At 62.6% G+C, this 26,204-nt stretch carries 21 protein-coding genes; 7 read left to right on the top strand and 14 right to left on the bottom strand.

Annotated elements, in window-relative coordinates; genetic code table 11:
- Positions 1 to 71 precede the first annotated feature (71 nt).
- From plsY to F0P96_RS15345, 3 genes are all read left to right on the top strand, one after another.
- On the top strand, positions 72 to 713 hold the full coding sequence (gene plsY, locus F0P96_RS15335; protein ID WP_151079784.1) for a glycerol-3-phosphate 1-O-acyltransferase PlsY: 642 nt from the start codon (positions 72 to 74) through the stop codon (positions 711 to 713).
- 62 nt (positions 714 to 775) lie between these two features.
- Entirely contained in the window at positions 776 to 1,273 is a 498-nt protein-coding gene (locus F0P96_RS15340; protein ID WP_201743856.1) for a hypothetical protein, read from the top strand.
- A 792-nt stretch (positions 1,274 to 2,065) separates the two neighbouring features.
- Positions 2,066 to 3,439 carry a dipeptidase gene (locus F0P96_RS15345; protein WP_151079786.1) on the top strand — a complete coding sequence of 458 codons (1,374 nt, stop codon included), beginning with the start codon at positions 2,066 to 2,068 and terminating at the stop codon, positions 3,437 to 3,439.
- Positions 3,440 to 3,519: 80 nt separating this feature from the next.
- Here F0P96_RS15345 and F0P96_RS15350 read toward each other — a convergent pair whose 3' ends face one another.
- The 4 genes from F0P96_RS15350 to F0P96_RS15365 all read right to left on the bottom strand — a co-directional run bounded on the left by F0P96_RS15350 (position 3,520) and on the right by F0P96_RS15365 (position 6,731).
- Entirely contained in the window at positions 3,520 to 4,104 is a 585-nt protein-coding gene (locus F0P96_RS15350; RefSeq protein ID WP_151079787.1) for a porin family protein, read from the bottom strand.
- A 124-nt stretch (positions 4,105 to 4,228) separates the two neighbouring features.
- On the bottom strand, positions 4,229 to 4,897 hold the full coding sequence (locus F0P96_RS15355) for a porin family protein (RefSeq protein WP_151079788.1): 669 nt from the start codon (positions 4,895 to 4,897) through the stop codon (positions 4,229 to 4,231).
- A 191-nt stretch (positions 4,898 to 5,088) separates the two neighbouring features.
- The gene (locus F0P96_RS15360) at positions 5,089 to 5,790 is read right to left on the bottom strand and encodes a porin family protein (RefSeq protein ID WP_151079789.1); all 702 of its coding nucleotides are present in this window, start codon (positions 5,788 to 5,790) and stop codon (positions 5,089 to 5,091) included.
- 188 nt (positions 5,791 to 5,978) lie between these two features.
- Positions 5,979 to 6,731: a porin family protein gene (locus F0P96_RS15365; protein WP_151079790.1), complete on the bottom strand. Its 753-nt coding sequence runs from the start codon at positions 6,729 to 6,731 to the stop codon at positions 5,979 to 5,981.
- 236 nt (positions 6,732 to 6,967) lie between these two features.
- Between F0P96_RS15365 and F0P96_RS15370 the strand changes: the two genes are divergently transcribed.
- Together F0P96_RS15370 and F0P96_RS15375 are read left to right on the top strand one after the other, a co-directional pair.
- A complete protein-coding gene (locus tag F0P96_RS15370; protein WP_151079791.1) occupies positions 6,968 to 8,086 on the top strand; it encodes an acyloxyacyl hydrolase in 1,119 nt (372 codons plus the stop codon).
- Positions 8,087 to 8,214: 128 nt separating this feature from the next.
- Positions 8,215 to 8,916: a DUF2306 domain-containing protein gene (locus tag F0P96_RS15375; protein ID WP_151079792.1), complete on the top strand. Its 702-nt coding sequence runs from the start codon at positions 8,215 to 8,217 to the stop codon at positions 8,914 to 8,916.
- Between the two features lie 95 nt (positions 8,917 to 9,011).
- Here F0P96_RS15375 and F0P96_RS15380 read toward each other — a convergent pair whose 3' ends face one another.
- The 8 genes from F0P96_RS15380 to F0P96_RS15415 form a co-directional block, all read right to left on the bottom strand.
- Positions 9,012 to 9,149, bottom strand: a complete 138-nt coding sequence (locus tag F0P96_RS15380; RefSeq protein ID WP_151079793.1) for a 30S ribosomal protein THX — start codon at positions 9,147 to 9,149, stop codon at positions 9,012 to 9,014.
- 66 nt (positions 9,150 to 9,215) lie between these two features.
- Positions 9,216 to 10,265, bottom strand: a complete 1,050-nt coding sequence (locus tag F0P96_RS15385; protein ID WP_151079883.1) for a quinone-dependent dihydroorotate dehydrogenase — start codon at positions 10,263 to 10,265, stop codon at positions 9,216 to 9,218.
- Positions 10,266 to 10,370: 105 nt separating this feature from the next.
- Entirely contained in the window at positions 10,371 to 11,909 is a 1,539-nt protein-coding gene (locus F0P96_RS15390) for a YifB family Mg chelatase-like AAA ATPase (protein WP_151079794.1), read from the bottom strand.
- An 83-nt stretch (positions 11,910 to 11,992) separates the two neighbouring features.
- Complete coding sequence (locus tag F0P96_RS15395; protein ID WP_151079795.1) at positions 11,993 to 12,295, bottom strand: hypothetical protein; 303 nt, start codon at positions 12,293 to 12,295, stop codon at positions 11,993 to 11,995.
- A gap of 2 nt (positions 12,296 to 12,297) precedes the next feature.
- The gene (gene lpcA, locus F0P96_RS15400) at positions 12,298 to 12,891 is read right to left on the bottom strand and encodes a D-sedoheptulose 7-phosphate isomerase (RefSeq protein ID WP_151079796.1); all 594 of its coding nucleotides are present in this window, start codon (positions 12,889 to 12,891) and stop codon (positions 12,298 to 12,300) included.
- A gap of 9 nt (positions 12,892 to 12,900) precedes the next feature.
- On the bottom strand, positions 12,901 to 13,371 hold the full coding sequence (locus F0P96_RS15405; RefSeq protein WP_151079797.1) for a hypothetical protein: 471 nt from the start codon (positions 13,369 to 13,371) through the stop codon (positions 12,901 to 12,903).
- A gap of 133 nt (positions 13,372 to 13,504) precedes the next feature.
- Positions 13,505 to 15,349 carry an ABC transporter ATP-binding protein gene (locus F0P96_RS15410; RefSeq protein WP_151079798.1) on the bottom strand — a complete coding sequence of 615 codons (1,845 nt, stop codon included), beginning with the start codon at positions 15,347 to 15,349 and terminating at the stop codon, positions 13,505 to 13,507.
- A 256-nt stretch (positions 15,350 to 15,605) separates the two neighbouring features.
- Positions 15,606 to 17,555: a capsule assembly Wzi family protein gene (locus F0P96_RS15415; RefSeq protein ID WP_151079799.1), complete on the bottom strand. Its 1,950-nt coding sequence runs from the start codon at positions 17,553 to 17,555 to the stop codon at positions 15,606 to 15,608.
- A gap of 466 nt (positions 17,556 to 18,021) precedes the next feature.
- Here F0P96_RS15415 and F0P96_RS15420 point away from each other — a divergent pair, with 466 nt between their 5' ends.
- A complete protein-coding gene (locus F0P96_RS15420; RefSeq protein ID WP_151079800.1) occupies positions 18,022 to 18,792 on the top strand; it encodes an alpha/beta fold hydrolase in 771 nt (256 codons plus the stop codon).
- 80 nt (positions 18,793 to 18,872) lie between these two features.
- Here the strand turns inward: F0P96_RS15420 and F0P96_RS15425 are convergent, their stop codons facing one another.
- Complete coding sequence (locus F0P96_RS15425) at positions 18,873 to 19,868, bottom strand: aspartate-semialdehyde dehydrogenase (RefSeq protein WP_151079801.1); 996 nt, start codon at positions 19,866 to 19,868, stop codon at positions 18,873 to 18,875.
- Between the two features lie 169 nt (positions 19,869 to 20,037).
- On the opposite strand from F0P96_RS15425, the gene F0P96_RS15430 reads away from it, so the two are divergent.
- Positions 20,038 to 23,496 carry a lamin tail domain-containing protein gene (locus F0P96_RS15430; protein ID WP_151079802.1) on the top strand — a complete coding sequence of 1,153 codons (3,459 nt, stop codon included), beginning with the start codon at positions 20,038 to 20,040 and terminating at the stop codon, positions 23,494 to 23,496.
- 111 nt (positions 23,497 to 23,607) lie between these two features.
- Here the strand turns inward: F0P96_RS15430 and F0P96_RS15435 are convergent, their stop codons facing one another.
- Positions 23,608 to 26,172: an alpha-amylase family glycosyl hydrolase gene (locus F0P96_RS15435; protein ID WP_160620342.1), complete on the bottom strand. Its 2,565-nt coding sequence runs from the start codon at positions 26,170 to 26,172 to the stop codon at positions 23,608 to 23,610.
- Positions 26,173 to 26,204: the final 32 nt, after the last annotated feature.

Consider the following 26,204-nt stretch of genomic DNA (forward strand, 5'->3'; position numbering starts at 1 on the left):
GGCAGCGGCGTATACACCACTGGCTGCCCGCATCGGCTATCTTTGACCGCCTCCCCAACCCGTAACTCTGCATGAACCTGCCGCTGATTCTTGCCGCCCTCGTGGTGGCCTACCTGCTCGGCTCCATTCCCACCGCCCTCTGGGTGGGCCGCCGCTTCTACGGCCTCGACGTGCGGGAGCACGGTTCCGGCAACGCGGGCGCCACCAACACCTTCCGCGTGCTCGGCAAAAAACCCGGCTCGTTCGTGCTCGTCGTTGATGCGCTGAAGGGCTTTGTGGCGGCCTACTTTCTGCCGCAATTCCTGGTCGCGCAAGGCGCCATTCCGCCCGAGCACGAGGTGTACTACCGTCTGGCCTGCGGCGTGCTGGCCGTTATCGGCCATATCTACCCCGTCTTCGCGCAGTTCCGCGGCGGCAAGGGCGTGGCCACCATTCTGGGCATGATGCTGGGCGTGGCCCCGGCTACCGTGGCCGTGTGCTTGGTGGTGTTTCTCACGGTGCTGCTACTCACCCGCTACGTCTCGCTCAGCTCCATGACGGCCGGCATCACCTTCGCCTTCCTGCAGCTGCTGCCGCAGTTCCGCCCACCGCAGCCGTTTCTGGTCTACGTCGGGTTCATTCTGGCGGCCCTGCTGGTGTATACCCACCGCGCCAACATCGGCCGACTGCGCGCTGGGACGGAAAGCCGCGTGCCGCTGTTTGGGCGGAAGTAGGCGCTTAACTCTATCAGATGTTTGCAGGTATAGTTCTCGGTCTTATTCTAATACCCGCTACTTTGGGGCTGCTTCTGCTTACTCTGGTAAGCCGGAAAGTGGTTTATATAAAAGTATTGGGCTGGGTGTGGGCTGGTCTGATTGGGCTGGGAGCATTGCTATTCGCAACGAGTCAAATCATGCGCCCATTCACCGAAAAGCCTCTGCTCACCAAGGCAGACTACTACGGGTCTTATGTTATCGACCGCACAAAATTTCCTGGCCGGCAGGCCGATTGGCAGTACAACACCTTCCGCTTCACGATTACCTCAGATGATAAATTGGCCTTCTACGTCACGAGGCAAGATTCTGTAGTTAAGACTTACACGGGCAATGTTTCTACTGCGAAACCCTACAGTTCTGAGCGACTAGTGGTGCGTATGGAGCAGCCCACGCACCATATTCTTGCTACCAACCCTACCGTGTACCGTATTCCCAGCGGCTTTTATCTGGTATTTCACTCGGCCAAATTCGGCAACGTATTCTTTACCAAAGGTGAATGGGAATCGTTGGGGGAGTAAGCTGCGTGCCGCTGTTTGGGCGGAAGTAGACCAGAATGTGTTCAGTTTTCGCCCCGACAATACCCTATATATAGGCGCGTCAAGCCATTTTCCAGGCTATCGAGCGGAACAAGTCGGTCCTGGGTTTGCAGCAATCGGCGGCCAATTCTTGGGTGTGGTTCGCCCTGGTAATCGAGCCGGAGCGTATCCCCGCTCCGGTGCCAGCTACCGTCGTACCATTGTTCGAAGAAAAAAACGCCCGTCGCGTGTATGTCGAAGCTATGGTCACGGCGAAAACGCATTACACAGCGGTTTTGCGTGCCTTCGTAGCAGGCGCGTAGGACCACAGGCTCATCCAACGGCCGGTCCGACAACAAGGAGAATGGGTTGAAAAACACAAGAAGAAACGAGCCTAAGTAAATGCCGAGCGGATACAACTGGGCAACTTCCAAGCGTCGCCTTAACCAGCCTTTTCCTAACCTAAACAGGCTTGCCAGCACCGAAACGACTAGCACCAGTAGCGTTACTAGAAAAGCCACTTGCCATAATGACGAACTACGTTCATCGAAAACAGCCCGTTGGGCAATTAACAGGAATATGATTGCGAAGAACAAAGCCCTGGTAAGCTGCGCTGTGGTTCTAGTTAAGGACATTGGTGCATTATATGGGAAAAAGTAATTAAATGGCTGTACTTTCCTTAGCTCACTCGTGGTACTTTGGAGTACTATCGGTGTCAACCCGTTTTGCTTAGCATCTATCGGCTCGTCAGTTACCTTTACACCCTCCCTCACCGTCCATCATTCCCCTGTTTCGATGACCTCGACGTACCTCACCGAGAACCAAGAACGTTTCCTGAGCGAGCTGCTGGAGTGGCTGCGCATCCCGTCGGTTTCCGCCGACCCCAAGTTCCACGGCGACGTGCTGCGGGCGGCCGATTACCTCAAGATGCGCCTTGAAGAGGTGGGCCTCGAAAACGTGGAGCTGTGCCAGACGGCCGGCAACCCCATCGTGTACGCCGACAAAATCATCGACCCCAGCCTGCCCACCGTGCTCGTGTACGGCCACTACGATGTGCAGCCCGCCGACCCCTACGAGCTGTGGACCTCGGGCCCGTTTGAGCCCGTTATCAAAGACGGCAAGATTTACGCCCGCGGTGCCTGCGACGACAAAGGGCAGGTGTACATGCACGTGAAGGCCTTTGAGGTGCTCAACCAGCAAGGCGGCGTGCCCTGCAACGTGAAGGTGATGATTGAGGGCGAAGAGGAAGTGGGCTCCGAAAACCTGGGCATCTTCGTCAACGCCAACAAGGAAAAGCTGCGCGCCGACGTGGTGCTCTTGTCCGACACGGGCATCATCAACAACGAAACACCCAGCATTGAGGTGGGCCTGCGCGGGCTGAGCTACCACGAGGTGGAAGTAACCGGCCCCGGCCGCGACCTGCACTCCGGCCTCTACGGCGGCGCGGTGCACAACCCCATCAACGCCCTCTGCAAGATGATTGCCTCCTTGCACGACGAAAACCGCCACATCACCATCCCCGGTTTCTACGACAACGTGGCCGAGCTGAGCGCCGACGAGCGCGCCGAGCTGAACAAGGCCCCCTACGACGAGCAGGAGTTCAAGGACAGCATCGGGCTGCCGGCCGTGTACGGCGAAGAGGGCTTTACCACCCTGGAGCGCGTGAGCATCCGGCCCACGCTGGATGTGAACGGCATTTGGGGCGGCTACACCGGCGAGGGCGCCAAAACCGTTATTGCCTCCAAGGCCTACGCCAAAATCTCGATGCGCCTGGTGCCCCACCAGACTTCCGAGGAAATCAGCCAGCTCTTCCAGAAGCATTTCCAGAGCATTGCGCCCGAGGGCGTGACCGTGACCGTGAAGCCCCACCACGGTGGCGAACCGGTGGTAACGCCCACCGACTCGGTGGCCTACAAAGCGGCGTCGCAGGCCATGGAAACCACCTTCGGCAAGAAGCCCATTCCCACGCGCGGCGGGGGCTCTATTCCAATTGTGGCCATGTTCAAGACGGAGCTGGGCATCGATTCCGTGCTGCTCGGCTTCGGCCTCGACAGCGACGCCATTCACTCGCCCAACGAGCATTTCGGCGTCTTCAACTTCATGAAAGGCATCGAAACCATTCCGCTGTTTTACCAGAACTACGCCAAGCTGATGCAGGCCGGCGCCTAACGTCCCTGTACCGACTCCAACGACAACGCCGCCCGGCTTTCTGCTGCAGAAAGCCGGGCGGCGTTGTCGTTGGGGGCATGCTACCGGCCGGGGAACTGGTAGCCCACGTAGAGTTGAAACACGGAGTTGCGCCCGAGGCTGGGCTTGGTCAGGCCGCCGTTGTAGCGCAGGCCGAAGTTGGGCCCCAGGCCGGTCTGGAAGCCCACGCCGGCCACGTAGCCCACGTCGAGGCGCTTCAGGCCGTCGGTGCCCGTCACTTTTGTTTTTTCGCCGAGGCCCAACGGCTGCTCGGTGCTGGCGGCGGCCAGAAAGCCCACCTGCGGCCCGGCTTCGAAAATGAGGCCATCGGCATCCATGCGCGCCAGCACGGGCACATCCACGTAGTGCAGGCGCGTGGTCAGGTACGAGTTGTTGATGTATTTGAGCTTGTAGCCTTTCTGCGAGTAGAGTAACTCGGGGTGCACCGAGAACGTGGCGTCCTGGGTGATGGGCACGTTGAAGGTGAGGCCGCCGTGGGGCGTCACGATATTGCCGACCTCGGAAACATTGGTGCCGGCGGCGGTGGCCAGGTTGGCCCCGACTTTGATGCCCACGCTGGTTTGCGCGTGCACCGCGCTGCTCCCGCCGGCCGTGGCCAGAAGCAGTAATACAGTCGTTTTTTTCATAGAAAGGTGGGATGAGACGTACTGCGGCGCAGTCGGAAGCGGCCCCGGTGGGCAGCCTCCAACCGCGCCGCGGCAGAATCAGAGCATACGTAGGAAAGAGCGGTTGTGGGACGTATCCCGTCGGCTATTTGCCGCCGAACAGATAGCCCACGTACAGCTGGAAGGCCGAGTTGCGGGCGTTGTTGAAGTCGTTGTTCGGCGCGTTGTCTTTGCCGTACTTGCTCAGGCCGCCGTTGTAGCGCAGCCCAATCATGGGGCCCGAGGAAGCCTGGTACCCCACACCCGCCACGTAGCCCAGCTCGGTGCGCTGCACGTTGTCGAGGTTGTTGTAGGTGCTGGTGTTGGTGGTCGTCTGACCGTTCACCGTCGACTTCACGTTGTCGCTCACGCTGAGCAGGTAGCCTACTTGCGGCCCAATCTCAAAGAACGGCCCGTCGGCGTTGATCTTGAGCATGATGGGCACGTCGATGTAGTTGTAGTTGACCTTGCCCGAGTACTTGTACTTGGTATTGCCGATGGTAAACTCGGTGTCGTTGTACTGGAAGCCCTTCTGCGAGTACAGCACCTCGGGCTGGATGGAGAAGAACCCGTCGCCGGTCACGTCGAAGTTGGCCAGCACGCCCGCGTGGGGCCCAATCTTGCTTTCGTAACGGTCTTCGTCGGTCAGGTCGCCGGCGAGGTTGGAGTAGTTGACGCCGGCTTTCACGCCAAAGCGGATGCCCTGGGCCTGGGCGGAAGAAGTAGCTGCAAAGGCGGCGCAAAGCGCGGCAGCTGCCAGTAGGGTCTTTTTCATACGGCAAGAGAGAGGTTGAGTGAGAGAAGCACCACGGCCGTCGTGGGGCTAAAAAGCACTCCACATACGAGCAAGTCCTATAAAAGGGTTGATTTCGGGGTGCTGCGCCCCATGTCGGCGCGGATTTGCAATACCAAACAGCCCGGCCAACAAGAAGTTGACCGGGCTGCGCAGGTTACGGCCGGAGCCGGTTATTTGCTCGGAATGAGGTAGCCAAGCGAGAGTTGGAAGGCCGACTGGCGGGCGTTCTGCAGGTCGCCGTTGAAGTACGTGCCGTTGTCCGACTTCACGAAGTCGGAGAAGGCGCCGGTGTAGCGCAGGCTCAGCCCCAGGCCGTTCTCGGCCTGGTAGCCCACGCCGGCGGCGTAGCCCAGCTCGGCGCGGTTCAGGCCGCTCACGTCGTTCTGGTTGGTGGCTTCCTGGGTAGTGGTGCGGCCGTCAGACGTGGTGCGGATGGTCTTGGTTTCGTTGTTGGAGTTAAGCAGATACGAGAACTGCGGCCCGGCCTCAAACACAAACCCGTCGGCATTGATTTTCAGCAGCACCGGCACGTCGAGGTAGTTGTAGTTGACCTTGCCCTCGCGCTTTTCGGTGTAGCCGATGCCCAGTAGCGTGCGGCTGTATTCGGTGGGCTTGTTCTCGAAGCCTTTCTGCGAAAACAGCACCTCGGGCTGCAGCGAGAGAAACCCGTCGCCGGAAAGGTCGGCGTTGAGCATCACCCCGCCCAAAAACCCGATTTTGTTGTTGTAGGTGGCCTCGTTCTGGATGTTGCCGGCCAGGTTGGAGTAGTTGCCGCCGGCGCGGAACCCGAGGCGTACGCCCTGGGCCTGGGCCGAGGACACGGCCGCCGAAGCGGCAAGCAGCGTGGCGAAAGCAAAAACGACTTTTTTCATGGGAGAAAAGCAGTTTGAAGTGGAGTTAGGAAACAACTGCGTTTCGTCCGCCAAAACCAGAAACATGCCAAACTGGTCCGCTGGCAGCTTGTGGCGCCGGTTCCGATGATGTAACCCGCAGAGGCTGGGCCATAAAAAAACAGGCCGCTCCCGGTAGGAGCGGCCTGCGAAGACGGAGCGAGGCGAAACTATTTGCCCACCGGCAGCAAGTAGCCGATCTGCAACGTGTAGGCGTTGTTGAAAGCTTTGGGCTCGTTGTCGGCATCTTTGGTGTCGAGCAGCGAGTTGAAACCGCGGGCGTAGCGCAGGTTGATGCTCAGGCCGGCATCGGTTTGGTAGCCCAGGCCGGCCACGCCGCTCAGGTCGAACTGCGAGAGGTCCGATTTGTAGGCGTCGTCGCGGCTCACGCCGGTGTAATCGAGGAAGCCGCCGTTATCCTCCACCTTGTCTTTGGTACCGTTGGAGTACTTGGTGGTGGTTTGCGACTTCACTTTCGAGCCAAACAGGTAGCTGAACTGCGGACCCAACTCAAAGAACAGCCCGCCGGCGTTGATGCGGGCCAGCACCGGCACATCGATATAGTGGAGTACGCGCTCCTGCTCCTGCTCCACCTTCGAAACGCCGGTGCCCAGGTTGGTGTTGGTGCTCTTGGAGTCGGTTTCGATCTGGTAGCCCTTGCGGTTGTAGAGAATTTCCGGCTGGATGGCGAAGAATCCGTCGCTGCTGATGGGCAGCGTAGCGGCCACGCCTACGTTGTAGCCGATTTTGTACTTGCCGAGGCTGGTTTCGTAGCCCGAGCCGGCAATCTGCTCGACGTTGTCGCCGGAAATGTTGGAGTAGGTAGCGCCGGCTTTCAGGCCGAGGCGGAATCCGCCCGGGTCTTGGGCGTAGGCGGCAGAACCAACGAGCAGCGTAAGCGCGAGTGCAGATAATTTTTTCATGGTGGGAATGCGAAATGTGGGTGGAAAACGTCGGCTCAAAGGCCGTTCAACAGCACGTACCGGGTCGGTAAATCTGTGCCCTTTACTGCAAGGCCGGTTCCGATGTTGCAGCAGAGTGGAAAATTCACTCTATGGTAATGCTTATACGGCCTGCCGGCTGTCACGGTCATCTGCGCAGCTAAAGGCCTGACAAGCGCACGGTTTCGCTACTTTTGTGGCCCTGCTTGTTGCTGCTCATGTCTTCCCGAATTCTTTTTCTTTCGCTCTGCATCAGCGGCTGCGTGGGCAGCATTGCGCCGGCCGCGGCCCAAAGCGCCGAAGCGGTAAAACCGGGTCCGCTCATTGCGGGCGCGTATGCGCAGGGCGGCTTCATCATTGCGCACTCGCCGCGGGTGAAGCACCTGGTTACGGCCCACCCCACCGGCTTCGAGCTGAATCTGCAGCGTCAGCTCAACGGCAGCGCGCCGTGGCACGCCTGGTACCGCTACCCCAAAGTGGGCATGGCCCTGGTGTATTACGACTACCACAACAGCATCCTGGGCAAGTCGTATGCCGCCAGTATCTACCTGAACAAGACCTTCTGGCGCACCGAGCGGCAGCAGCTGAGCTTCCGTCTGGGGCCCGGTATCGGCTACTTTCCCAATCGGTTCGACCTCGAAACCAACCACAAAAACACCTTCGTTTCGTCGGCGCTTAACGCCACCATTCAGGCCCGCGCCGAATACGACGTGGCCCTGACGCCCAAGGTGGCCATGCTGCTGGGCGTGGCCTTCAACCACTACTCCAACGGCGCCACGGCCAAGCCCAACCTGGGCATCAACATTCCCACGCTCATCGTGGGCCTGAACTACCACCAGCAGCGCAACGCCGTCCCGCTGCCGCTGGTGCCGGGCGCCGACGTGCCCGCCGAGCTGGGCAAGAACTTCCTGAACGTCAGCACCAGCGTGGCCTTCAAGCAGCGCAACGAGTCCGATACCAAGCTCTACGCCGTCAACTCGGTGTCGGTGATTGGCGGGCGGCGCGTCAACCGCAAAAGCAACCTGCTGGTGGGCCTGGAGGGCTTCTACGACCGGTCGCTCATTGCCGAGCAGCGCGACACCGTGCCGGCGGGCCGCTCTTTGCAGGACGTGAAAAAAGCCGGCATCATCTTCGGCCACGAGCTGCTGTTCGGTCGCCTCGCCTTCGACACACACCTGGGTTTTTACCTTTACAATCCCTACAAGTCGAACAAGTTCTACTACGAACGCATCGGCCTGAAATACCACTTCACCGAGCGCCTGTTCGGGGCCATGGACCTGAAAGTGCACCGCGGCGCCGCCGACGCGCTGGAGTGGAAAATAGGCGTGAAGCTATAGACGCGTTTTCGGTTCAGGAGCCTGTTTCCACGGTTCGGGCGGGTTATCCGGCGCTTTGGTAGCGGACGGTTGCGGCGGCTAGCCTGGCTTTGCAACTTGGCCCTACCAACCCTGCAACCCACCCCGTCATGGACCTCGAAACGCTGCTCACCTACAACCGCTGGCTGCACATTGGCTGCGGCATGATTGGCTTTTTTGTGGCTCCTGTGGCCCTGGCCACGCGCAAAGGCGGCGGCGCGCACCGCTTCTGGGGCAAGGTGTTTTTCTGGGCCATGCTCACGGCCGGCGTTACCGCCATTGCAGCGGCGGCGTTCAAAGGCCTCACGTTTCTGCTGCTCACGGGCGTTTTTTCGCTCTACCTGTCGTATCTCGGCTACCGCGCCCTCTACCAGAAGCGCCTCGGCCGCGGCCAGCAGCCGGCGCTGTACGATTGGCTTGGTTCGGGGCTGGGCTTGCTGGTGTTCATCGGTACGGTGGCCTACGGGGCTGCTACGCGCCAGCTGGTGCCGGTGGTATTTGGCCTGATTGGGGCCCGCTTGGCCTACGGCGAGTTGCGCAAGCTCTACCGGCCCGCACCCGACGCCACCTGCTGGTTTTTCGACCACATGCGCGGCTTCGTTATTTCGTACATCGCGGCGGTATCGGCCTTCTCGGCTACTTCGTTCACGTTTCTGCCCGTGGAAGTACGCTTCCTGTGGCCCACGGCCGTGGGCACGCCGCTGCTGGCCTGGTGGATTTACCGCTACAAGAAGCAGTTTGCCAACGGCCGCCGCATGGCCGATGTGGCGCAATTGCGCCCCGAAGCGCAGCCCTTGGCGCGGGTGTCCTGATACGCAAACTCGATAACAGCACGCGCCCGCTCCGAAGCCTATTTCGGAGCGGGCGCGTGCTTTGGGTGAACGGTCGAGGTGGTTGCCGAGGCGCGTTATTTGGGCGCGTCGGCTTTGGCAGCCGGTTTGGTGTTGGTGCCGGTCGATTTCACCGGCGGTTTGTGTGGGCGCCGCTTGCCGAACGTGCCGGCCGAGAGCTTCCCCTTGCGCGACTTCATGTCTCCTTTGCCCATGGCGGTGTAGTGGTTTGAAGGTGAACGAAACAGGTACGCCCAAGCGAAGCGCAGCGGGCGTTTGCGTCAACCTTGCTTTACGCGCCCGGCGGCTACTAGTTCCCGGCACATGCGCTGCACCACGCCCGGCCCTTCGTAAATAAAGCCCGTGTAGAGCTGCACCAACGAGGCCCCGGCCGCCAGCTTCTCCTGCACATCGGCCGGCGAAAAGATGCCGCCCACCCCGATAATGGGAAACGCCCCGCCCGACTGCGTGTGCAGGTAGCGAATGACCTCGGTAGCGCGGTTGCGCAGCGGAGCACCACTGAGCCCGCCCGCGCCCAGCTGCTCCACGATTCCGGCGGGAGTTTGCAGCCCAGTGCGGTCGATGGTGGTGTTGGTGGCTACCACGCCGCTCAGCCCGGCTTCTTGCACAATGCCGATGATGTCGTCGAGCTGTTCGTTGCTGAGGTCGGGCGCAATCTTGAGCAGCAGCGGCCGAGCCGTACGCTGTGCTTGGTTGGTGCGCTGCACCGTGCGCAGCAAGGCCAGCAGCGGCTCCCGTTCCTGCAGCTGCCGCAGCCCCGGCGTGTTCGGCGACGACACGTTCACCACAAAATAGTCGACCACGTCGTGCAGCGCCTCCACGCAGGCTACATAATCGGCCGCCGCAGTGTCGTTGGGCGTGTCCTTGTTCTTGCCGATGTTGCCGCCGATGATGATGTCGGCGCTACGCTTGCGCAACCGCTCGGCCGCCGCCGCCGCGCCGCCGTTGTTGAAGCCCATGCGGTTAATCAGCGCCCTATCCGTCGGCAGCCGGAACAGGCGCGGGGTAGGGTTGCCCGGTTGCGGGCGAGGCGTCACCGTCCCAATTTCCACATGGCCGAAGCCCAGCGCCGCCAGCTCGTCCACCAGCCGCGCGTCTTTGTCGAAGCCCGCCGCCAGCCCAATCGGGTTCCGAAATTTCAGCCCGAATACCTCGCGCTCCAGGCTCGGGTGCCGGTAGCTAAACTGACTGCGTAGCGCCGCCTGCACGCCCGGCACGCCACCTGCCATGCCAAGGCCGCCAAATACCAAATGATGGGCCTGCTCGGCATCGAGGCGAAAGAGCAGCGGCTTTACTACGTGCTGATACAGCATGCTTTGCAATGATTAAGGAACAAGGAGAAATGAGTAACGCGGGCGGCGAGGCTGGTAATAATTACTCACTGATAATGGCTCCTTCTGCATGGTTCATTGCCTTTAGCCAGCCCAGCCTTCCCGGTCGAGGCTTCGGTACTGAATGGCCTCGGCCAGGTGCTCGATGCGGATGTCGTCGGTGCCAGCCAGGTCGGCAATGGTGCGCGACACTTTCAGGATGCGGTCGTAGGCGCGGGCCGAGAGGCCGAGGCGCTCCATGGCCGTTTTCAGCAAGGTGCGCCCGGCGTCGCTGATGCGGCACACGTCCTTCACCATCTGCGAAGGCATCATGGCGTTGGAGTGCACCTCGGGCATGTCTTTGAAGCGTTCGGCCTGCCGTTTGCGCGCCTCGCTCACCCGCTGCTGAATGGTGCCGCTGCGCTCGGCGGGCCGCGGCTGGGTCATCTCGTCGAACGACACGGGCGTAACTTCCACGTGCAAATCGATACGGTCGAGCAGCGGGCCCGAGACTTTGTTGAGGTAGCGCTGCACCACGCCGGGGCTGCACACGCAGTCTTTGTCGGGGTGGTTGTAGTAGCCGCAGGGGCAGGGGTTCATGCTGGCAATGAGCATGAAGTTGGCCGGGAAGTCGATGCTGACCTTGGCCCGCGAAATGGTCACGCGGCGCTCTTCCAGTGGCTGGCGCATGACTTCCAGCACCGTGCGCTTGAACTCCGGCAGCTCGTCGAGAAACAGCACGCCGTTGTGGGCCAGCGAGATTTCACCGGGCTGCGGATTGCCGCCGCCGCCCACCAAAGCCACGTCGGAAATGGTGTGGTGGGGCGAGCGGAAGGGCCGCGTACCCAGCAACGAGCCGCCCGCGCCCAGTTTACCGGCTACTGAGTGAATCTTGGTGGTTTCCAACGCCTCGTGCAGGTTCAGAGGCGGCAATATGCCCGGCAAACGTTTGGCCAGCATGGTTTTGCCCGCGCCGGGTGGCCCCACCATAATCACGTTGTGGCCACCGGCCGCTGCAATTTCCAGTGCCCGTTTGATGTTTTCCTGGCCCTGCACGTCGGCAAAGTCGGCGGCGTACTGATTGGCTTCGGTTTCGAACACGTCGCGTGTGTCGATGCGCAGCGGCTCAATGTCCTGCCGGCCTTCCAGAAAGTCGACGGCCTCCTGCATGGTCGTGACGGGAATAACGTCTAGATTATTGACGATGGCAGCCTCTTTAGCGTTTTCTCTCGGCAGAATGAAGCCTTTGAAACCTTCCTTCCGGGCCTGAATGGCAATGGGCAGCACCCCGCGAATGGGCCGCAGTTCGCCGTCGAGCGACAACTCGCCCATGATGATGTACTCGCCCAGCCGTTCGGTGGTTATTTGCTGCGAGGCGTGCAAAATGCCCAGCGCAATGGGCAGGTCGTAAGCCGAGCCTTCCTTGCGGATATCGGCCGGGGCCATGTTCACCACCACCTTGGTGCGCGGCATGTTGTAGCCGCGAAAACGCATGGCCGCCTCGATGCGCTGCTGGCTTTCCTTGATAGCGTTGTCGGGCAGCCCCACAACATAAAACAACGTGCCCTGGGATACGACGACTTCAATGGTAATCGTGTAAGCATTAACGCCCTGCACGGCCGAGCCGTAGGTTTTGGTAAGCATAGATTGAGTAGTGGAAAAGACTGGGCTAAGATAAATGATTAAAAAGGTGTGGCTTCATAACGCAGATACCGAAGAAGCATCGTCTAGTCATAGTCGCCTACTTCTTCATCTGATAATAAGAAAGTCGAGCCGTCGGCATGTATTCCGACCCCGCTCAAGTATTTGCGGTAAAAGCCCAACCACAAGCTGCGCGACAATTCAAATATGACGTGCTTCTTCTCATGTAAAACATTACGCATCCAGTAGCCGCGAACTTCTTGGCCTTTAATTAGCACAGTGAAGTCGCCGTAATCGGGAAGAGCCTTAATGGCCGCACTGCCTCGATCCATTATAAGCAGAGCTTGTTCGTCAATTGCTTTCTGATAAAGCGCATCAAGCTCAGTCATGACTACTTCACCAACTGCTCGATGAGCATAATCAGGATGTGAATCACCTTGATGTGGATTTCCTGAATGCGGTCGGCGTAGCCGTGGTGCGGGATGCGGATTTCCACATCGGCCACAGCTGCCAGGGGGCCGCCGTCTTTGCCGGTGAGGGCAACGACCTGCATACCGGCGGCCTTGGCGGCTTCGGCGGCGCGCAGGATGTTGGGCGAGTGGCCGCTGGTGCTGATGGCCAGCAGCACGTCGCCGGGGCGGCCGAGGGCCTGCACGTAGCGGCTGAACACGAACTCGTAGCCGTAGTCGTTGGCCACGCAGCTCATGTGGGAGGCGTCGGTCAGGGCAATGCCGGCTAGGGCTGGTCGGTCGTGGCGGTAGCGGCCGCTCAGTTCTTCGGCGAAGTGTTGGGCGTCGCAGAGCGAGCCGCCGTTGCCGCAGCTTAACGCCTTGCCGCCCGCCCGCAGGCTAGTAGCCAGCAGGCGGGCGGCGTGTTCGATGTCCGCAATGTTTTTCGGCTCGGCCAGAAAACGGTCGAGCACGGTGCGGGCTTCGGTAAGTTCGGCCCGGATGATTGTCGAGAGGTCGGGGAGGGTAGCTGCCACGCGGCAAAGTTACACGCGCGGCGGGTCGTTCGGGTACGGGGTGGTGGTAGGGGGCACGGCACTCGGCGGCAAATCGGCGGCCGAGGGCGGAGGCACGGCCGTGCCGGTGCGCGGAATGGCGTTGGGTGCCGGGGCGGGCGGCGTAAACGTGGGGCCAGTACCGGTGTGTACCGAAGCAGGCATGGCGGGACGGCCTTCGCGGTCGAGGTGGTGGTCGTAGAGCTTGGCTTTTAGCTCGTTGACTTTCATTTCGTGGCGGGTGATGTCGCGGCGCAGCGACACGCCGTGCACGTTTTCCACCAGCAATTGCAGCAGCAGCAGCAGCGTGCCGATAACGGTCATGGTAAACCAGAAATCGGCTCGGTCGCCGCCGGTCATGCTCATCATGGCGTCGCGGGCGCCGGGCAGGGAAATGAAGAGCAGGGAAAGCAGCAGAAACACCATCACAACGACGGTGAGGAAACGGCGGAGGGCTGACATGGGGGTAAAGCGGTCGGTGAAAGGTGGCGGCGGGCCCGAACGATATCGGGCCGACGAAATATAGCCTCTTTACGGATGCAACCGGGTTTTAGGTGAATTAGGCTGGGGCCGCCGGACGCCTGCCACGCCGGCCCTACGCCAGAGCGGGGTTATTCTGCAGCTTGCTCAGGCGGGCGTAAAGGCCGTCGGGCCGGGCCACGAGCTGGTCGTGGGTGCCGCGCTCCACAATGCGACCTTGCTGGATAACCACGATTTCATCGGCGTGCTGCACGGTGCTCAGGCGGTGGGCAATAACGAGCGAGGTGCGGTGGGCCATCAGGCGCGTGAGAGCCTCCTGCACCAGCTTTTCGCTTTCGGTGTCGAGGGCCGAGGTGGCTTCGTCGAGGATGAGGATGGGCGGGTTGCGCAGAATGGCGCGGGCAATGCTAAGGCGCTGCCGCTGCCCGCCCGACAGGCGCGCGCCCCGGTCGCCAATCATCGTCTGGTAACCATCCGGCGCGGCCACGATGAACTCGTGGGCGTTGGCAATTTTGGCGGCTTCGATGACTTCGGCCTCAGTAGCTTCGGTGTTGAAGCGGATGTTGTTGAAAATGGTGTCGTTGAACAGAATGCTTTCCTGGGTGACGATGCCCATCTGGTCGCGCACCGAATGCAGGGTGCAGGCGCGCAGGTCGTGGCCGTCGATGAGAATCTGGCCGGCGGTGGGGTCGTAGAAACGCGGCACGAGGTCGGCCAGGGTGCTTTTGCCGCCGCCCGAGGGGCCTACCAAGGCCACGGTTTTGCCCTTGGGAATGGTCAGGTTGATGCCCTGCAACACCGTGTTGTCGCCGTAGCTGAAGGCCACGTCGCGGAATTCAATCTGCTGCTGAAACGGCGGCAGTGAGTGGGCGTCGGCGCGGTCGATGATGGTCGGCTCGGTGTCGATGACGCTGAGCACCCGCTCGCCGGCCACCAGCCCGCGCTGGATGTTGCTGAACGCGGCCGACAAGGCTTTGGCCGGCACCAGCACCTGCGAAAACAGCACGATGTAGGTAATGAAATTGGCCGCCGTGAGGTCCGACTGGCCGCCCAGCACCAGCGTGCCGCCGAAGTACAGCAGCGCCGCCACCAACGACACGCCAGCAAACTCCGAAAACGGCGAGGCCAGGTCGCGGGTGTTGTCGATGTTGCGCTGGGTGCGGGCGTACTGCTCGTTTTGCTGGTGAAACTTGCCCGTGATGTAGGGCTCGGCGTTGAAGGCTTTGATGACGCGCACGCCGCCCAGGGTTTCGTCAATTACCGACAGCATGGTGCCCAGCGTGCTTTGGCTTTGCTTGGCCTGGTTGCGCAGCCGCTTGGAAATGCCCGCAATCAGTCCGCCCGAGAGCGGCAGCAGAATCAGCGTAAACAGCGTCAGCTTCACCGACATGAAGAACAGCACCGCGAAGAAGCTGATGATGCTCAGCGGCTCGCGAATGACGGCCGTGAGAGAGTTGACCACCGAGGTTTCCACTTCCTGCACGTCGTTGGTGAAGCGCGACATCAGGTCGCCCTTTTTGGTCGACGAGAAGTAGCCCAATTCCAGCTGCATCACGCGGTGGTAAAGCGTGGCGCGCAGGTTGCGAATGACGCGGGACCGAACCTTAGCCAGCAGGCGCAAGCTCAGGTACCGAAACAGGTTGCTCAGAAACACCGACGCGATGAGCAGCAAGCACACAAACGACAGTGCGCTGAGCCGCCCCTGGGTTTCGATGACCGAGCGGAAGTAGTAGTTGAACGTGCCCGTGATGAACGAGAGCGACAAGTTGAAGTCGGGCGGCGCGGTGGGCGCCTCGGCCAGCATCTTGCCGGTGGTGTCGAACAGGATGTTGAGCAGCGGAATCAGCATGCCGAAGTTGGCAATGCCGAAAAAGATGCCCAGCACGGTGTAGAGCAGGTATAGCGGCAGAAAATCGGCGTAGGGCCGGGCAAACTGCAGAATGCGGAGGTAGGTCTTCATCGGAAGCTGCAAAGGTAGACCACGGATTCTGACGGATTTTTCGGATGCCACGGATTTCGTGGACGGCCCGGAAACGCGAGGTGCCGCGACTCCATAGTCGTGGCACCTCGACGTTTACTTTGCGCAGAACCGCATCAAGCTTTGCAGCTTAAAAACAGTGGTGCCACGACCGAAAAAGCCGTGGCACCACGTCCGTTCAAATCGTCCACAAAATCCGTGGCATTCGAAAATTCGCTCGAATCCGTGGTCCGTGGGTCTAGAATTCGTGCAGGCGCTGGGCGGCGTTCCAGCGCAGCGACACCGAGGGAATAGCCTCGTTGCCGTACAGGTTGGAGTGGCGCACGATGAGTTTGGCGTCGAAGAAGAGGTTGTGGCGGGCCTGGTAGGTCGCGGTCAGATCGGCGTGGAGCAGCTCGTAGCGGATGCCGTTGCCCACGCGGTAGCCGGTGTACTGCACGTTGCCGCTGCCGTCGAGCGGGCGGTTGATGTACACCAGCAGCGGGTTGCCGCCGTAGTTGACGGTGGTGGGCGTGCCGGGCACAGTCAGCGGCTCAACCAGGTCGAGGCCCTGCACCACGTAGAACGCCTTGCCCACCAGGCTCAGGCGCGGCAGCGGCTGGTAGCTGATGATACCCAGCAGCTCGCGCAGGTTGGCGCCCATGGGGTGGGCCAGCGGCTGCTGGTAGTGGGTGTAGCTGGTGAAGTAATCGACGTGCTGGTAGGTGTAGGGGCGCACGTAGTTGAACTCGGCCTGCACGTCGAGGTTGCGGATGCCGGCCACGTCGATGTACTTGGCGCCGAGCTGCAGGGCCTGCTTGTTGTTGATGGAGCCGGCCCCGGCGCGCACGTCGCTCAGGATAAACTCGTCGAGCACGAGTTGGCCGTAGAGCTGGGCGCGGCGGCGAATGTTCCACTTGAAGTCGGCGCCGAGCAGGGCGTTGTCGTCGGAGCCGAGGCCCTGCTCCACGCTGCGGTAGAAGATGATGGGGTTGAGGTACTGCAGCTCGAAGCGGCCCTTGCCGCGGGCGAAAATCAGCGACTCAAACACGCCCACGTTCAGGGAAGGCGTGATGTCGAGGCTCAGGTGGTGCAGCGCGAGGTACTTCTTGGGGTCGACGCGGTCCTTGCCGCCGCGGTCGGCGTTCAGCTCGGCGAAGAGGTTCTGGTAGTTGAACTTCCAGATGCGGGTGTTCAGCTTCAGGAAGAAATACGGCGCCGCGTAATCGGACAGAATGAGGGAGCGGTAGCCGTTGCCGATGAAGTTACGGTCGTGGCCGAGCTGCACGTTGATGTGCTTGGTGGCGGCATAGGTGAGGTAGCCGCGGGCGGTGAGGAAGTCGTACTTGCTGGGCGCGGCGGGGTTGGTGAGGTCCTGCTTGTAGTATTTCCAGTAGCCTTCGTGGGGCACAATGGTGTCGCGCTGCACGCGGCGCTGCACGTAGAGCGGCACGGCCATCTGGTTGTCGGCCAGGTAGGTGTAGAAACCCAGGCGCTGGTCGATGGTGCCTTCGAGCTGCACGCCGCGGGTGTTCACGAAGCGCAGGCCGTCGGAGGTTTCGGTGTCGGAGCCGAGCTGGAAGTGCGCCACGGGGTTCACGCGCAGGGTGAAGTCCTCGGTATCGACGCTGTAGAGGTCGGCGGGGTTGCGGTAGAAGCGCTTCAGCAGCGGCTTCTGGCTCACGTTCTGGGCGCGGTTCTCCGGATTGGTGACGTACTGCCAATTGTCGCGCAACAAGTAGCGGGCGTTGAAACGGTCAGGTCCACTTCTCCTTTCGCCTCTTGAGCCTAGTTCCAACGTTCCTACATCTTTAGGATAGGTGTCATTGGGAGTATTGCGTGTGCCACTGCTTGTAGGGTAAATGCGCTCGGCTAGGCGGGCCACGGCGGCGCGGTTGTAGGGCCGGTTGGACGTGTGAATGTCGCCCAGCGAATCGGCGCCGAACTTGATAGCGTAGCGGTCAATCAGGCGGTACACCTCGTGGTCGAGCGGCACGTACACGGGCGCTTGCAGCGGGGCTTTTTGGGCCGTGGCCTCAATGCGCGGCGGGGTGAAAACGGGCGCGGCGGGCGTAACTACCGGCGCGGCCGGAGCCGGGGGCGTTACGATGCGAATGGTGGTATCGGCAGGCGTGGTTTGGGCCAGCAGGGGCGAGGCGGCAGTAGCGCATAGCAGGCCGAAGCCGAGCCGGAGCAGAAGTCGGTTCATAGGAGAGGGGTAGCGGCCTGCATACGCAAGCGGCCCGGGCGAAGCTACGGCGGCGGGCCGAAATGGGGCCAGGGCGGGGGGGCCTGGTAGTCCAGCTTGGCACCGTTGCAACGTGTCGCGGGACCGTTTCAACGCTACTCGGAAGCGTCGCAAACAGGCGCGACACCGTGTGAAAGACCTCGGGAGAGTGCTAAATCACCTCGGCAGCGTTTCAAAACACCTCGGGAGCGTTGCAAAGTAGCTCGGGAACGTTTCAAACGGCCTCCGGTACGTTTCAAACGTGCTCGGAACCGTTTCAAAGCAGCTCGGCAGCGTTTCAAAACGGGTCGGGAACGTCGCAACCCGTCTAGGAAGCGTTTCAAACCCATACATACCTTTAAAAAGCACGCCTGCACGCGCAACAGCGCCCTTTCACGTAGTTTTACCACCTCAGCTTCGCTTTCCGCGCCCCCTGGCGCCCGTACCCATGTCTGCTCCCGCGCCCCAACTCCCGGTTATCGTTCTTCTGCACGGCTTCGGCGAAAGCCGCGAGGTGTGGACCGACTTCACCCGCGAGTTTCCCGAAACCTACCGCCTGCTCACGCCCAACCTGCTGGGCTTCGGCACCAACACCCGCGACATCCGCGACTATTCGATGGAGGCCCAGGCCCGTTACCTGGCCGACTACCTGCGCCAGCGCAACGTGGAGCAGGCCCTGCTGGTGGGCCACTCCATGGGCGGCTACGCGGCCCTGGCTTTTGCCGAGCGCTACCCCAACATGGTGGCCGGCCTGAGCTTGTTTCACTCCACGGCCCGGCCCGACTCGGACGAGAAGAAGGCCAACCGCGACAAAAACATCGATTTCGTGCAGCGCAACGGCGTCGACAAGTTCATGGAGTCGTTCATTCGGCCGCTGTTTGCTCCCGCCAACCGCGAACGAATGATTGACCAGCGCTGCTTTCTCGAAGACATTGGCAAAGCCACGCCTGCCGATACCGTAACCGGTGCCCTGCGCGCCATGCGCGACCGGCCCGACCGCACCGCCGTGCTGCGCGACGCCCGCTACCCGGTGCAGTTCATCGTGGGCAAAGACGACGTGGCCGTAACCCTCGAAAGCATGCAGCCCCAGCTGGTAATGCCCCGCGAAAGCCACGTGCTGGTGCTGGCCGATGTGGGCCACCTCGGCTACTTCGAGCGCCCCGAGGAAACCCGTCGAGCCGTGCTGGACTTTGCCGGAACGGTGTTTGGGCGGGAGTAGCGGCCTTGAAAACGCATAAAAAAGCCCCGCCGCGACAAGCGACAGGGCTTTTTTGCGTCTAAGCAAGAAGTCAGACGATGCTACTTAATCAGGCCCGCTTTCAGCAGGTACTCGGCAATCTGCACCGCGTTGGTAGCAGCGCCTTTGCGCAGGTTGTCGGCCACCACCCACATGTTGAGGGTGTTGGGCTGGGTTTCGTCGCGGCGCAGGCGGCCGACGAGCACGGTATCCTTGCCGTGGGCGTCGCGGGGCATGGGGTAGCGGTTGTTGGCCGGGTCGTCCACTACTTCCACGCCTTCGGTTTCGCTCAGCAGGCGGCGCACCTCGGCCAGGTCGTAGTCGCGGGCAAACTCCACGTTCACGGCCTCGGAGTGGCCGCCCACGGTGGGCACGCGCACGGCCGTGGCCGTCACCCGAATGGAGTCGTCGCCCATGATTTTCTTGGTCTCCTTCACCATCTTCATTTCCTCCTTGGTGTAGCCGTTGTCCTCGAACACGTCGATGTGGGGCAGCACGTTCAGGTCGATGGGGTGGGGGTAGGCCGGGGAGGTTACCGTGTCGCCGGCGCGCTCCTGCATCAGTTGGTCGACGGCTTTTTTGCCGGTGCCGGTCACGCTCTGGTAGGTACTCACCACAATGCGCTCCACCTTGTAGGCTTCGTGCAGCTTGCTCAGGGCCACCACCATCTGAATGGTCGAGCAGTTGGGGTTGGCAATGATCTTGTCGTCGGCAGTCAGCACGTGGGCGTTTACCTCGGGCACCACCAGCTTCTTGGTGGGGTCCATGCGCCAGGCCGAGGAGTTGTCGATAACCACGGTGCCCACGGCGGCGAAGTGCGGCGCCTGCTCTTTCGAAATGGAGCCCCCGGCCGAGAAGATGGCCACGGCCGGGCGGGCCGCAATGGCGTCGGCCATGCTCACCACCGGGTATTGCTGGCCGCGGAAGGTAATGAGCTGGCCCACCGACTTTTCGGAGGCCACCGGCAGCAATTCGGTAACCGGGAAGTTGCGCTCGGCAAGCACTTTCAGCATCTCGGTGCCCACCAGGCCGGTGGCACCCACAACCGCTATTTTCATGGAAGACGTCTGGTTTAGCCGCTCGGAACACAAGCGGGATGCAAAATTCGCGAAAAGCCCGGGTATTGTTGCTTAACTTTAGCCTGCGCTGCTGTGCGCTGACCGCCAACGGGTTTGGCGGCGGCCGAATCGGCGTTTGATTTTGCCCTTTCCCGCTTTCCTTCCCTGTATGCTGCAACGGCTACTCTTCGGGTTGTGCTTGCTGCTTCCGGCGCTGCCGGCCGCGGCTCAGCTCAACGACGCTTTCACCGACGGCGACTTCACCCAAAACCCTACCTGGACCGGCGACGTGGCCTCGTTTCAGGTGGCCGCGCAGCAGCTGCAGAGCAACGGCCCGGCCGTCACGGGTTCCCAAATTCAGCTGGTAACGCCCAGCCAGGCGGCCACCGGCAACACCGTGTGGGAGTTCTGGGCCAACCTGAAGTTTGCCACCTCCTCGGCCAACCAGGCCGAGGTGTGGCTGATGAGCGAGCAGGCCGACCTGAAAGCTACCGGCAACCGCGGCTACTTCGTGCGCCTCGGCAACACCGCCGACGAAGTGAGCCTCTACCGCAAAGACGCGGCCGCCACCAGTACCATCATCATCAACGGCGCCGACGGCACGCTCTCGTCGACCACCAACAACCTGGTGCGGGTGCGGGTGACGCGCAGCGCGGCCAACGTCTGGACGCTGGAGCGCGACCTGACCGGCGGCCGCACCTTCGTGAGCGAAGGCACCGTAACCGATGCCACGCTCACCCGCAGCGAGTATTTCGGGGTGTCGCTGGTGTACTCCTCGGCCAACAACCGCGGCTTCGCGTTCGATGATTTTGTCATCACCGACAGCACGCCGCCCGTGCTCGTGCAGGCCCTCACCGCCAGCACCACCCAACTCGACGTGCAGTTCAACGAGCCTGTAGCGGCCACCGTAGTAGCCGGCTCGTTCCGCCTTGCCAGCGGCGCCACCGCTACCGCCGCCACCCGCGACGCCACCGACCCCGCGCTGGTGCACGTGTCGTTCGGCAGCAGCTTCCCGGCCGGCACCAGCACCCTGGAAGTGCGCAACCTCTCCGACCTCTACGGCAACGTGGCCGCCGGCCCGCTCACGGCCTCGTTTGCCTACACGCCGCCCGCCGCGCAGCCCGCGCCCAACCAGCTGCTCATCACCGAAATCTACGCCGACGAAACCCCGGCTACTGGTGCGCCAGCGGCTACTTACGCCTCGGAGTACCTGGAAATCTACAACCCCACGGCCGCGCCGCTCGACCTGGCCGGCGTGCGCCTGCTGAAACCCACCAGCACCGCGGCGGCCGCCGTGTTTCCGGCCGGGGCCGTGCTCTTGCCCGGCGAATACGCCGTGGTGTGCGGCAGCACCCGCACCGCGCAGTTCACCGGCTTCGGCAAGGTGTTCGGCCTCACCAACTTCCCCAGCCTCAACAACACCGGCGACCAAGTGCTGCTGCGCGCCCGCGACGGCCGCACGCTGTTTGCCGTGAGCTACTCCGATGCCTGGTACAACGACCCGGTGAAGAAAGACGGCGGCTGGTCGTTGGAAATGATTGACACCGGCCGCCCCTGCCTGCTGGGCGCCGACAACTGGACCGCCAGCACCGACCCCACCGGCGGCACGCCCGCCCGCCAGAACGCGGTGCGCACCAACAACCCCGACCAGACCGCGCCTGCTCTGCAAAGCGCCGTGGCCTTGAACGCTACTACCGTGCGCCTCACCTTCGGCGAAAAGCTGGATAGCACGCTGATGAGCAATGCCGCGCTGTATTCGCTCACGCCCGCCGTGGCCGTGCAGCGTGCTACCGTAGTACCCACCGATTTCCGCACCATCGACCTGACGCTGGCGGCTGCTCTGCCCGTGAACCAAAGCGTGAGCGTGGCCGTGCAGCGCGCCACCGACTGCGTGGGCAATGCCACCGGGGCCAGCGTAGCGGCTTCGTTCACCTACTTTGGCGCGGCTGTGGCGCCGGGGCCGCAACAGGTGCTCATCACCGAATTGATGGCCGACGAAGACCCGGCCGTGCGCCTGCCGGCGGCCGAGTTCGTGGAAATTTTCAACCCTGGCAACGCGCTGCTGGATTTGGGCGGTGTGCGCCTGCAGAAGCCCGGCAGCACCTCGGCGGCGGTATTTCCGAACGGGGCCGTGCTGCGTCCCGGCGAATACGCCGTGGTGAGCGGCACGAGCGGCGCCACGCTCTACAACCAGTTTTTTGCCTCGACTCCCACGCCGCCGCAGGTATTCGGCCTGAGCAATTTCCCCAGCCTGAGCAACGGCGGCGACCAGCTGCTGCTGCGCGGCCGCGACGGCCGCACGCTGTTTGAAGTAGCCTACTCCGACACCTGGTACCGCGACAACGTGAAGAAAAACGGCGGCTGGACGCTGGAAATGGTGGACACCGGCAACCCCTGCGGCGGCATGGACAACTGGACTGCCAGCACCGACACCCGCGGTGGCACGCCCGGCCAAGCCAACTCGGTGCGCGCCACCAACCCCGACCGCACGCTGCCCACGCTGCTACGCGCCGTGGCGGTGAATGCCACTACTGTGCGCCTGTACTTCAGCGAGAAAATCGACAGCACGCTGGCGTCCAACGTGGCGCTGTACGCGCTGAACCCGGCCAACGCCATTCAGCGGGCAGCGGCCGTGGCTTATGATTTCCGCTCGGTAAACCTGACGTTGGCGTCGGCACTGCCTGCCAACCAGGCGCTGACCGTAACCGTGCAGCGCACCACCGACTGCGTGGGCAACGCCGGCGGGCCGTTCACGTCGGCCACGTTTGCCTTGCCCGTGGCCGCTGCCGCCGGCGACGTGGTTATCAACGAAGTGCTGTTCAACCCGCGTTCGGGCAGTGTCGACTTTGTGGAGCTGCTCAACCGCTCCACCAAGTACGTGGACCTGCAGGGTGCCGAAATCGGCCATGAAATTGCCAGCGGCACCGAGTACAAAGCCATCAGCACCGAGCCGCTGGTGCTGGCGCCGGGCCAGCTGCTAGTGTTGACTGAAAACCCCGCGCTGGTGCAAAGCCAATACCCCACCAGCAACGACCCCGCCGCGTTCCTGGCCGTGGCTTCGCTGCCCACCTACGCCGACGACGCGGGCACGGTGCTCGTGCGCAACGCCCAGCGCGTGGTGCTCGACCGATTTGCCTACAACGAAAACATGCACCTGGGCCTGCTCGACACCCGCGACGGGGTGTCGCTGGAGCGCATCAGCCCCGATGGCCCGAGCACCGGCGCCAACTTCCACTCGGCGGCGGGCAGCGTGGGCTACGCCACTCCGGGCCGGCGCAATTCCCAGTTTCTGGCCGCCGCCATTGGTGACCAGCAGTTTCAGGTGGAGCCCGAAATCTTCACGCCCGACGAGGACGGCGACAAAGATTTCACCACGCTCACCTACCGCCTCGACCAGCCCGGCTACGCCGCCAGCGTGCGGGTGTACGACGTGCAGGGCCGCTTGGTGCGGCAGCTGGTGCGCAACGAAAGCCTGGCTACCAGCGGCTTCTTTCAGTGGGACGGCCTCACCGATCAGGGCCGCAAGGCCAGCCTCGGCCACTATTTGCTGCACATCGAGCTGTTCCGCCCCGGCGGCGGCCAGAAGCGCGAATACAAGAAGACCGTGGTACTCGGCGCCCGGCTGTAACGGCCACGCTCGGCAAGGCGCCAAAGCCAACGGCCCCTACGATTCCGGAGAATCGTAGGGGCCGTTGGCTTAAACAGGGGATAGGAACAGCGTCCTGCCGTAGCCTTGGTGCTACGGCTCTACCACCAGCCGTTGCACCGCTGCCGCAGCGTCCGACTGCACCCGCACGAAGTAGGTGCCGGCCGCCCAGCCAGTGGTATCGAGCACGTAGCTGCTGCCGCTGAACTGCGTGGTGTGCACCAACCGGCCCGTGAGGTCGAATGCCTGCAGCTGGTGCTGGCCGGAAGTAGCCAGCCCCAGACGGACGGAGCCTTTTGTGGGGTTTGGGTAAAGCGAAAGAGCCAGCGCGGCGGGGCGGGTGGCGCTGAGCGGACCTGGGGGCTGCAACCGCAGTACCCACGTTTCGTTGGCGCCCAAGGCCGTCAGCCCAGGCGCCCAATTGCTGAATCCGCCTTGGGCATCGACGGTTAGCGTGCCGGCCGCCTGCCCGCTGTAGAGGTCGGTGGCTTGGTAGGAGCCCGCTGCCAACGTCGATACGGCCACGCTCAGGGCAGTATTGCTGGCGGGGCTGCTGCCCAGGTTCGCAACCACCAGCACCGCTTCGGGGCCGTAGACGCGGGCATACGCCAGCACCGGTGCGGCCGAAGCCGTGGCGGGGAGGTAGTATCCTTTGCGCAACGCTTCGTTGGCATTGCGCAGGCCGATGAGCTTCTTGTAGTGGTTCAGCAGCGAAGCCGGATCGGCTTGCATGGTGGCCACGTTGAACTGCGGGTAGTTGGCGTTGATGGTGCGCCAAGGCGTGCCGGTGGTGAAACCCGCCCGGCTGCCGGCGGTCCACTGCATCGGGCGGCGTTTGTCTTCGTCGGCGCCCGAGCCGGCCATGCCTACTTCCTCGCCGTAGTACAGAAACGGCACGCCGGGCATGGTCAGGTAGAGCGCGGCGGCCTGTTTCATGCGGGCCAGGTTGCTGCCCAAGGCGTCGAGCACCCGGTTTTGGTCGTGGTTGGTGAGGAACGTGGCGTACTGCAGGCGTGGGTAGAGGGTATTCACCAGGTTCAGCTGGCTGCGCAGCGCGGTGGCGTTGCCTTGGTTCAGGCCGTTGATGAGGGCCGCCGCCAGATCGAACTCAAAGCACAGGTCGAGGCGGTTGTTCTGCACGTAGGGCACCACGGCGCGCGTAGCGGTCCAGGCTTCGCCCACCGACACGGCGGCGGGGTTCACGGCTTTCAGCGAGTCGTGAAACTCCTGGAGCAGCGAGAAGGTGGACGGCGCTTCGGCCAGGGTTGTGCCGTCTTCCATCAGGTAGCGCACGGCATCGAGCCGGTAGCCGTCGACGCCCTTGCGCAGCCAGAACCGGCTGGCGTCCCACATGGCGGCCTTCAGCTGGGGGTTGCGCCAGTTTAGGTCGGGCATGCCGTCCCAGAACACGGCGTAGTAGTAGCTGCCGTTGCGGGGGTACCACACCTGCTGGCCTTGCGGCCCGAGGTAGCCGGGGTTGGCGGCCGACCAGCGGAACCAGTCGCGGTAGGGGTTGCTGGTGCTGCTGGCCGACTGCGTAAACCACGGGTGCTGGCTCGAGGCGTGGTTGAGCACCAAATCGATGATGACTTTGATGCCGCGTTGGTGCGCCGCCGCCAGAAACGCCTCAAACTCGGCCATGGTGCCGTAGTCAGGCTCGGTGGCTTTGTAGTTGGTCACGTCGTAGCCGTGGTAGCTCGGCGACTCCATCATGGGCATCAGCCACAAGCCGGTCACGCCCAGGTCGGTGGTAGTGTTCGGGTTGCCGTCGTTGAGGTAATCGAGCTTTTGGGTGAGGCCGGCGAAGTCGCCTCTGCCGTCGCCGTTGCTGTCGTAGAAGCTGCGCACAAATACTTCGTAGAACACCGCGTCGTTCCACCAATAGGTGGGGTAGGCCGCCGTGGGCACGCCGCTGCACGACGCACAGCCGCCAAAGCAAAGCGCGGGCGGGGCGTTGACGGCCGCTGTGGCCGCCACCACGCGGGTGAGCGTGCCGGTGCCGTCGGCGGTGCCGCAGGCGGCGGGCACGGTTTCGGCCCCGGCCAGGGTGCTGCCGTTCACGAAACGGTACTGAAACAGGCCGGGAGCGGGCAGTGAAATCTGCACTTCGTACACGCCGTCGCCGTCGGCGTCGCGCAGCGGAACGGCCGTGGCGTCGTTGTTGGTGCCGTAGCCGGCCAGCGCCTGGAAGTTGCCGATGACGTGGACGCCGGCCGTCGTCACGGTCTGGCCGTTCATGTCCACGGCGAAGCGCAGCTGGGTGGCGCAGTCGCCAAAGGCCACGATGGGCAGACGCACGTCGGTACCGCCCACTACCACCTCCCGGTTGATGTTGCCGCCGCCGTCGTCGACGCCGCAACTCGCGGGAGGCAGTTCGGCGCCGGGCCAGCCGTTGCCGTTCACAAACTTGTAGAGGTACACGCCCGCCGGCACGGTCACGGTTACTTCCCACACGTGGTCGTTGTCGGCGTCGGTGAGGGCCGTGGTGGCCGGGTTCCAGTTGGCCGGAAAGCCGGCCGCCGCCTGAAAGTTGCCCGCCACGTGCACGCCAGTGGCCGGCACCGTTTGTTGGCTCATGTCGACGCGGAACGTGACTTGCCCGGCGCGGGCACTGGTGAAGCCCACAAGCAGCAAGAGAAGCGGTAAGAGGTGTTTCATGCGAGCAAAAAAACGGCCGGTAACTGGCTGAA

The sequence above is a fragment of the Hymenobacter busanensis genome (assembly GCF_008727865.1).
Taxonomy (GTDB): Bacteria; Bacteroidota; Bacteroidia; order Cytophagales; family Hymenobacteraceae; genus Solirubrum; species Solirubrum busanense.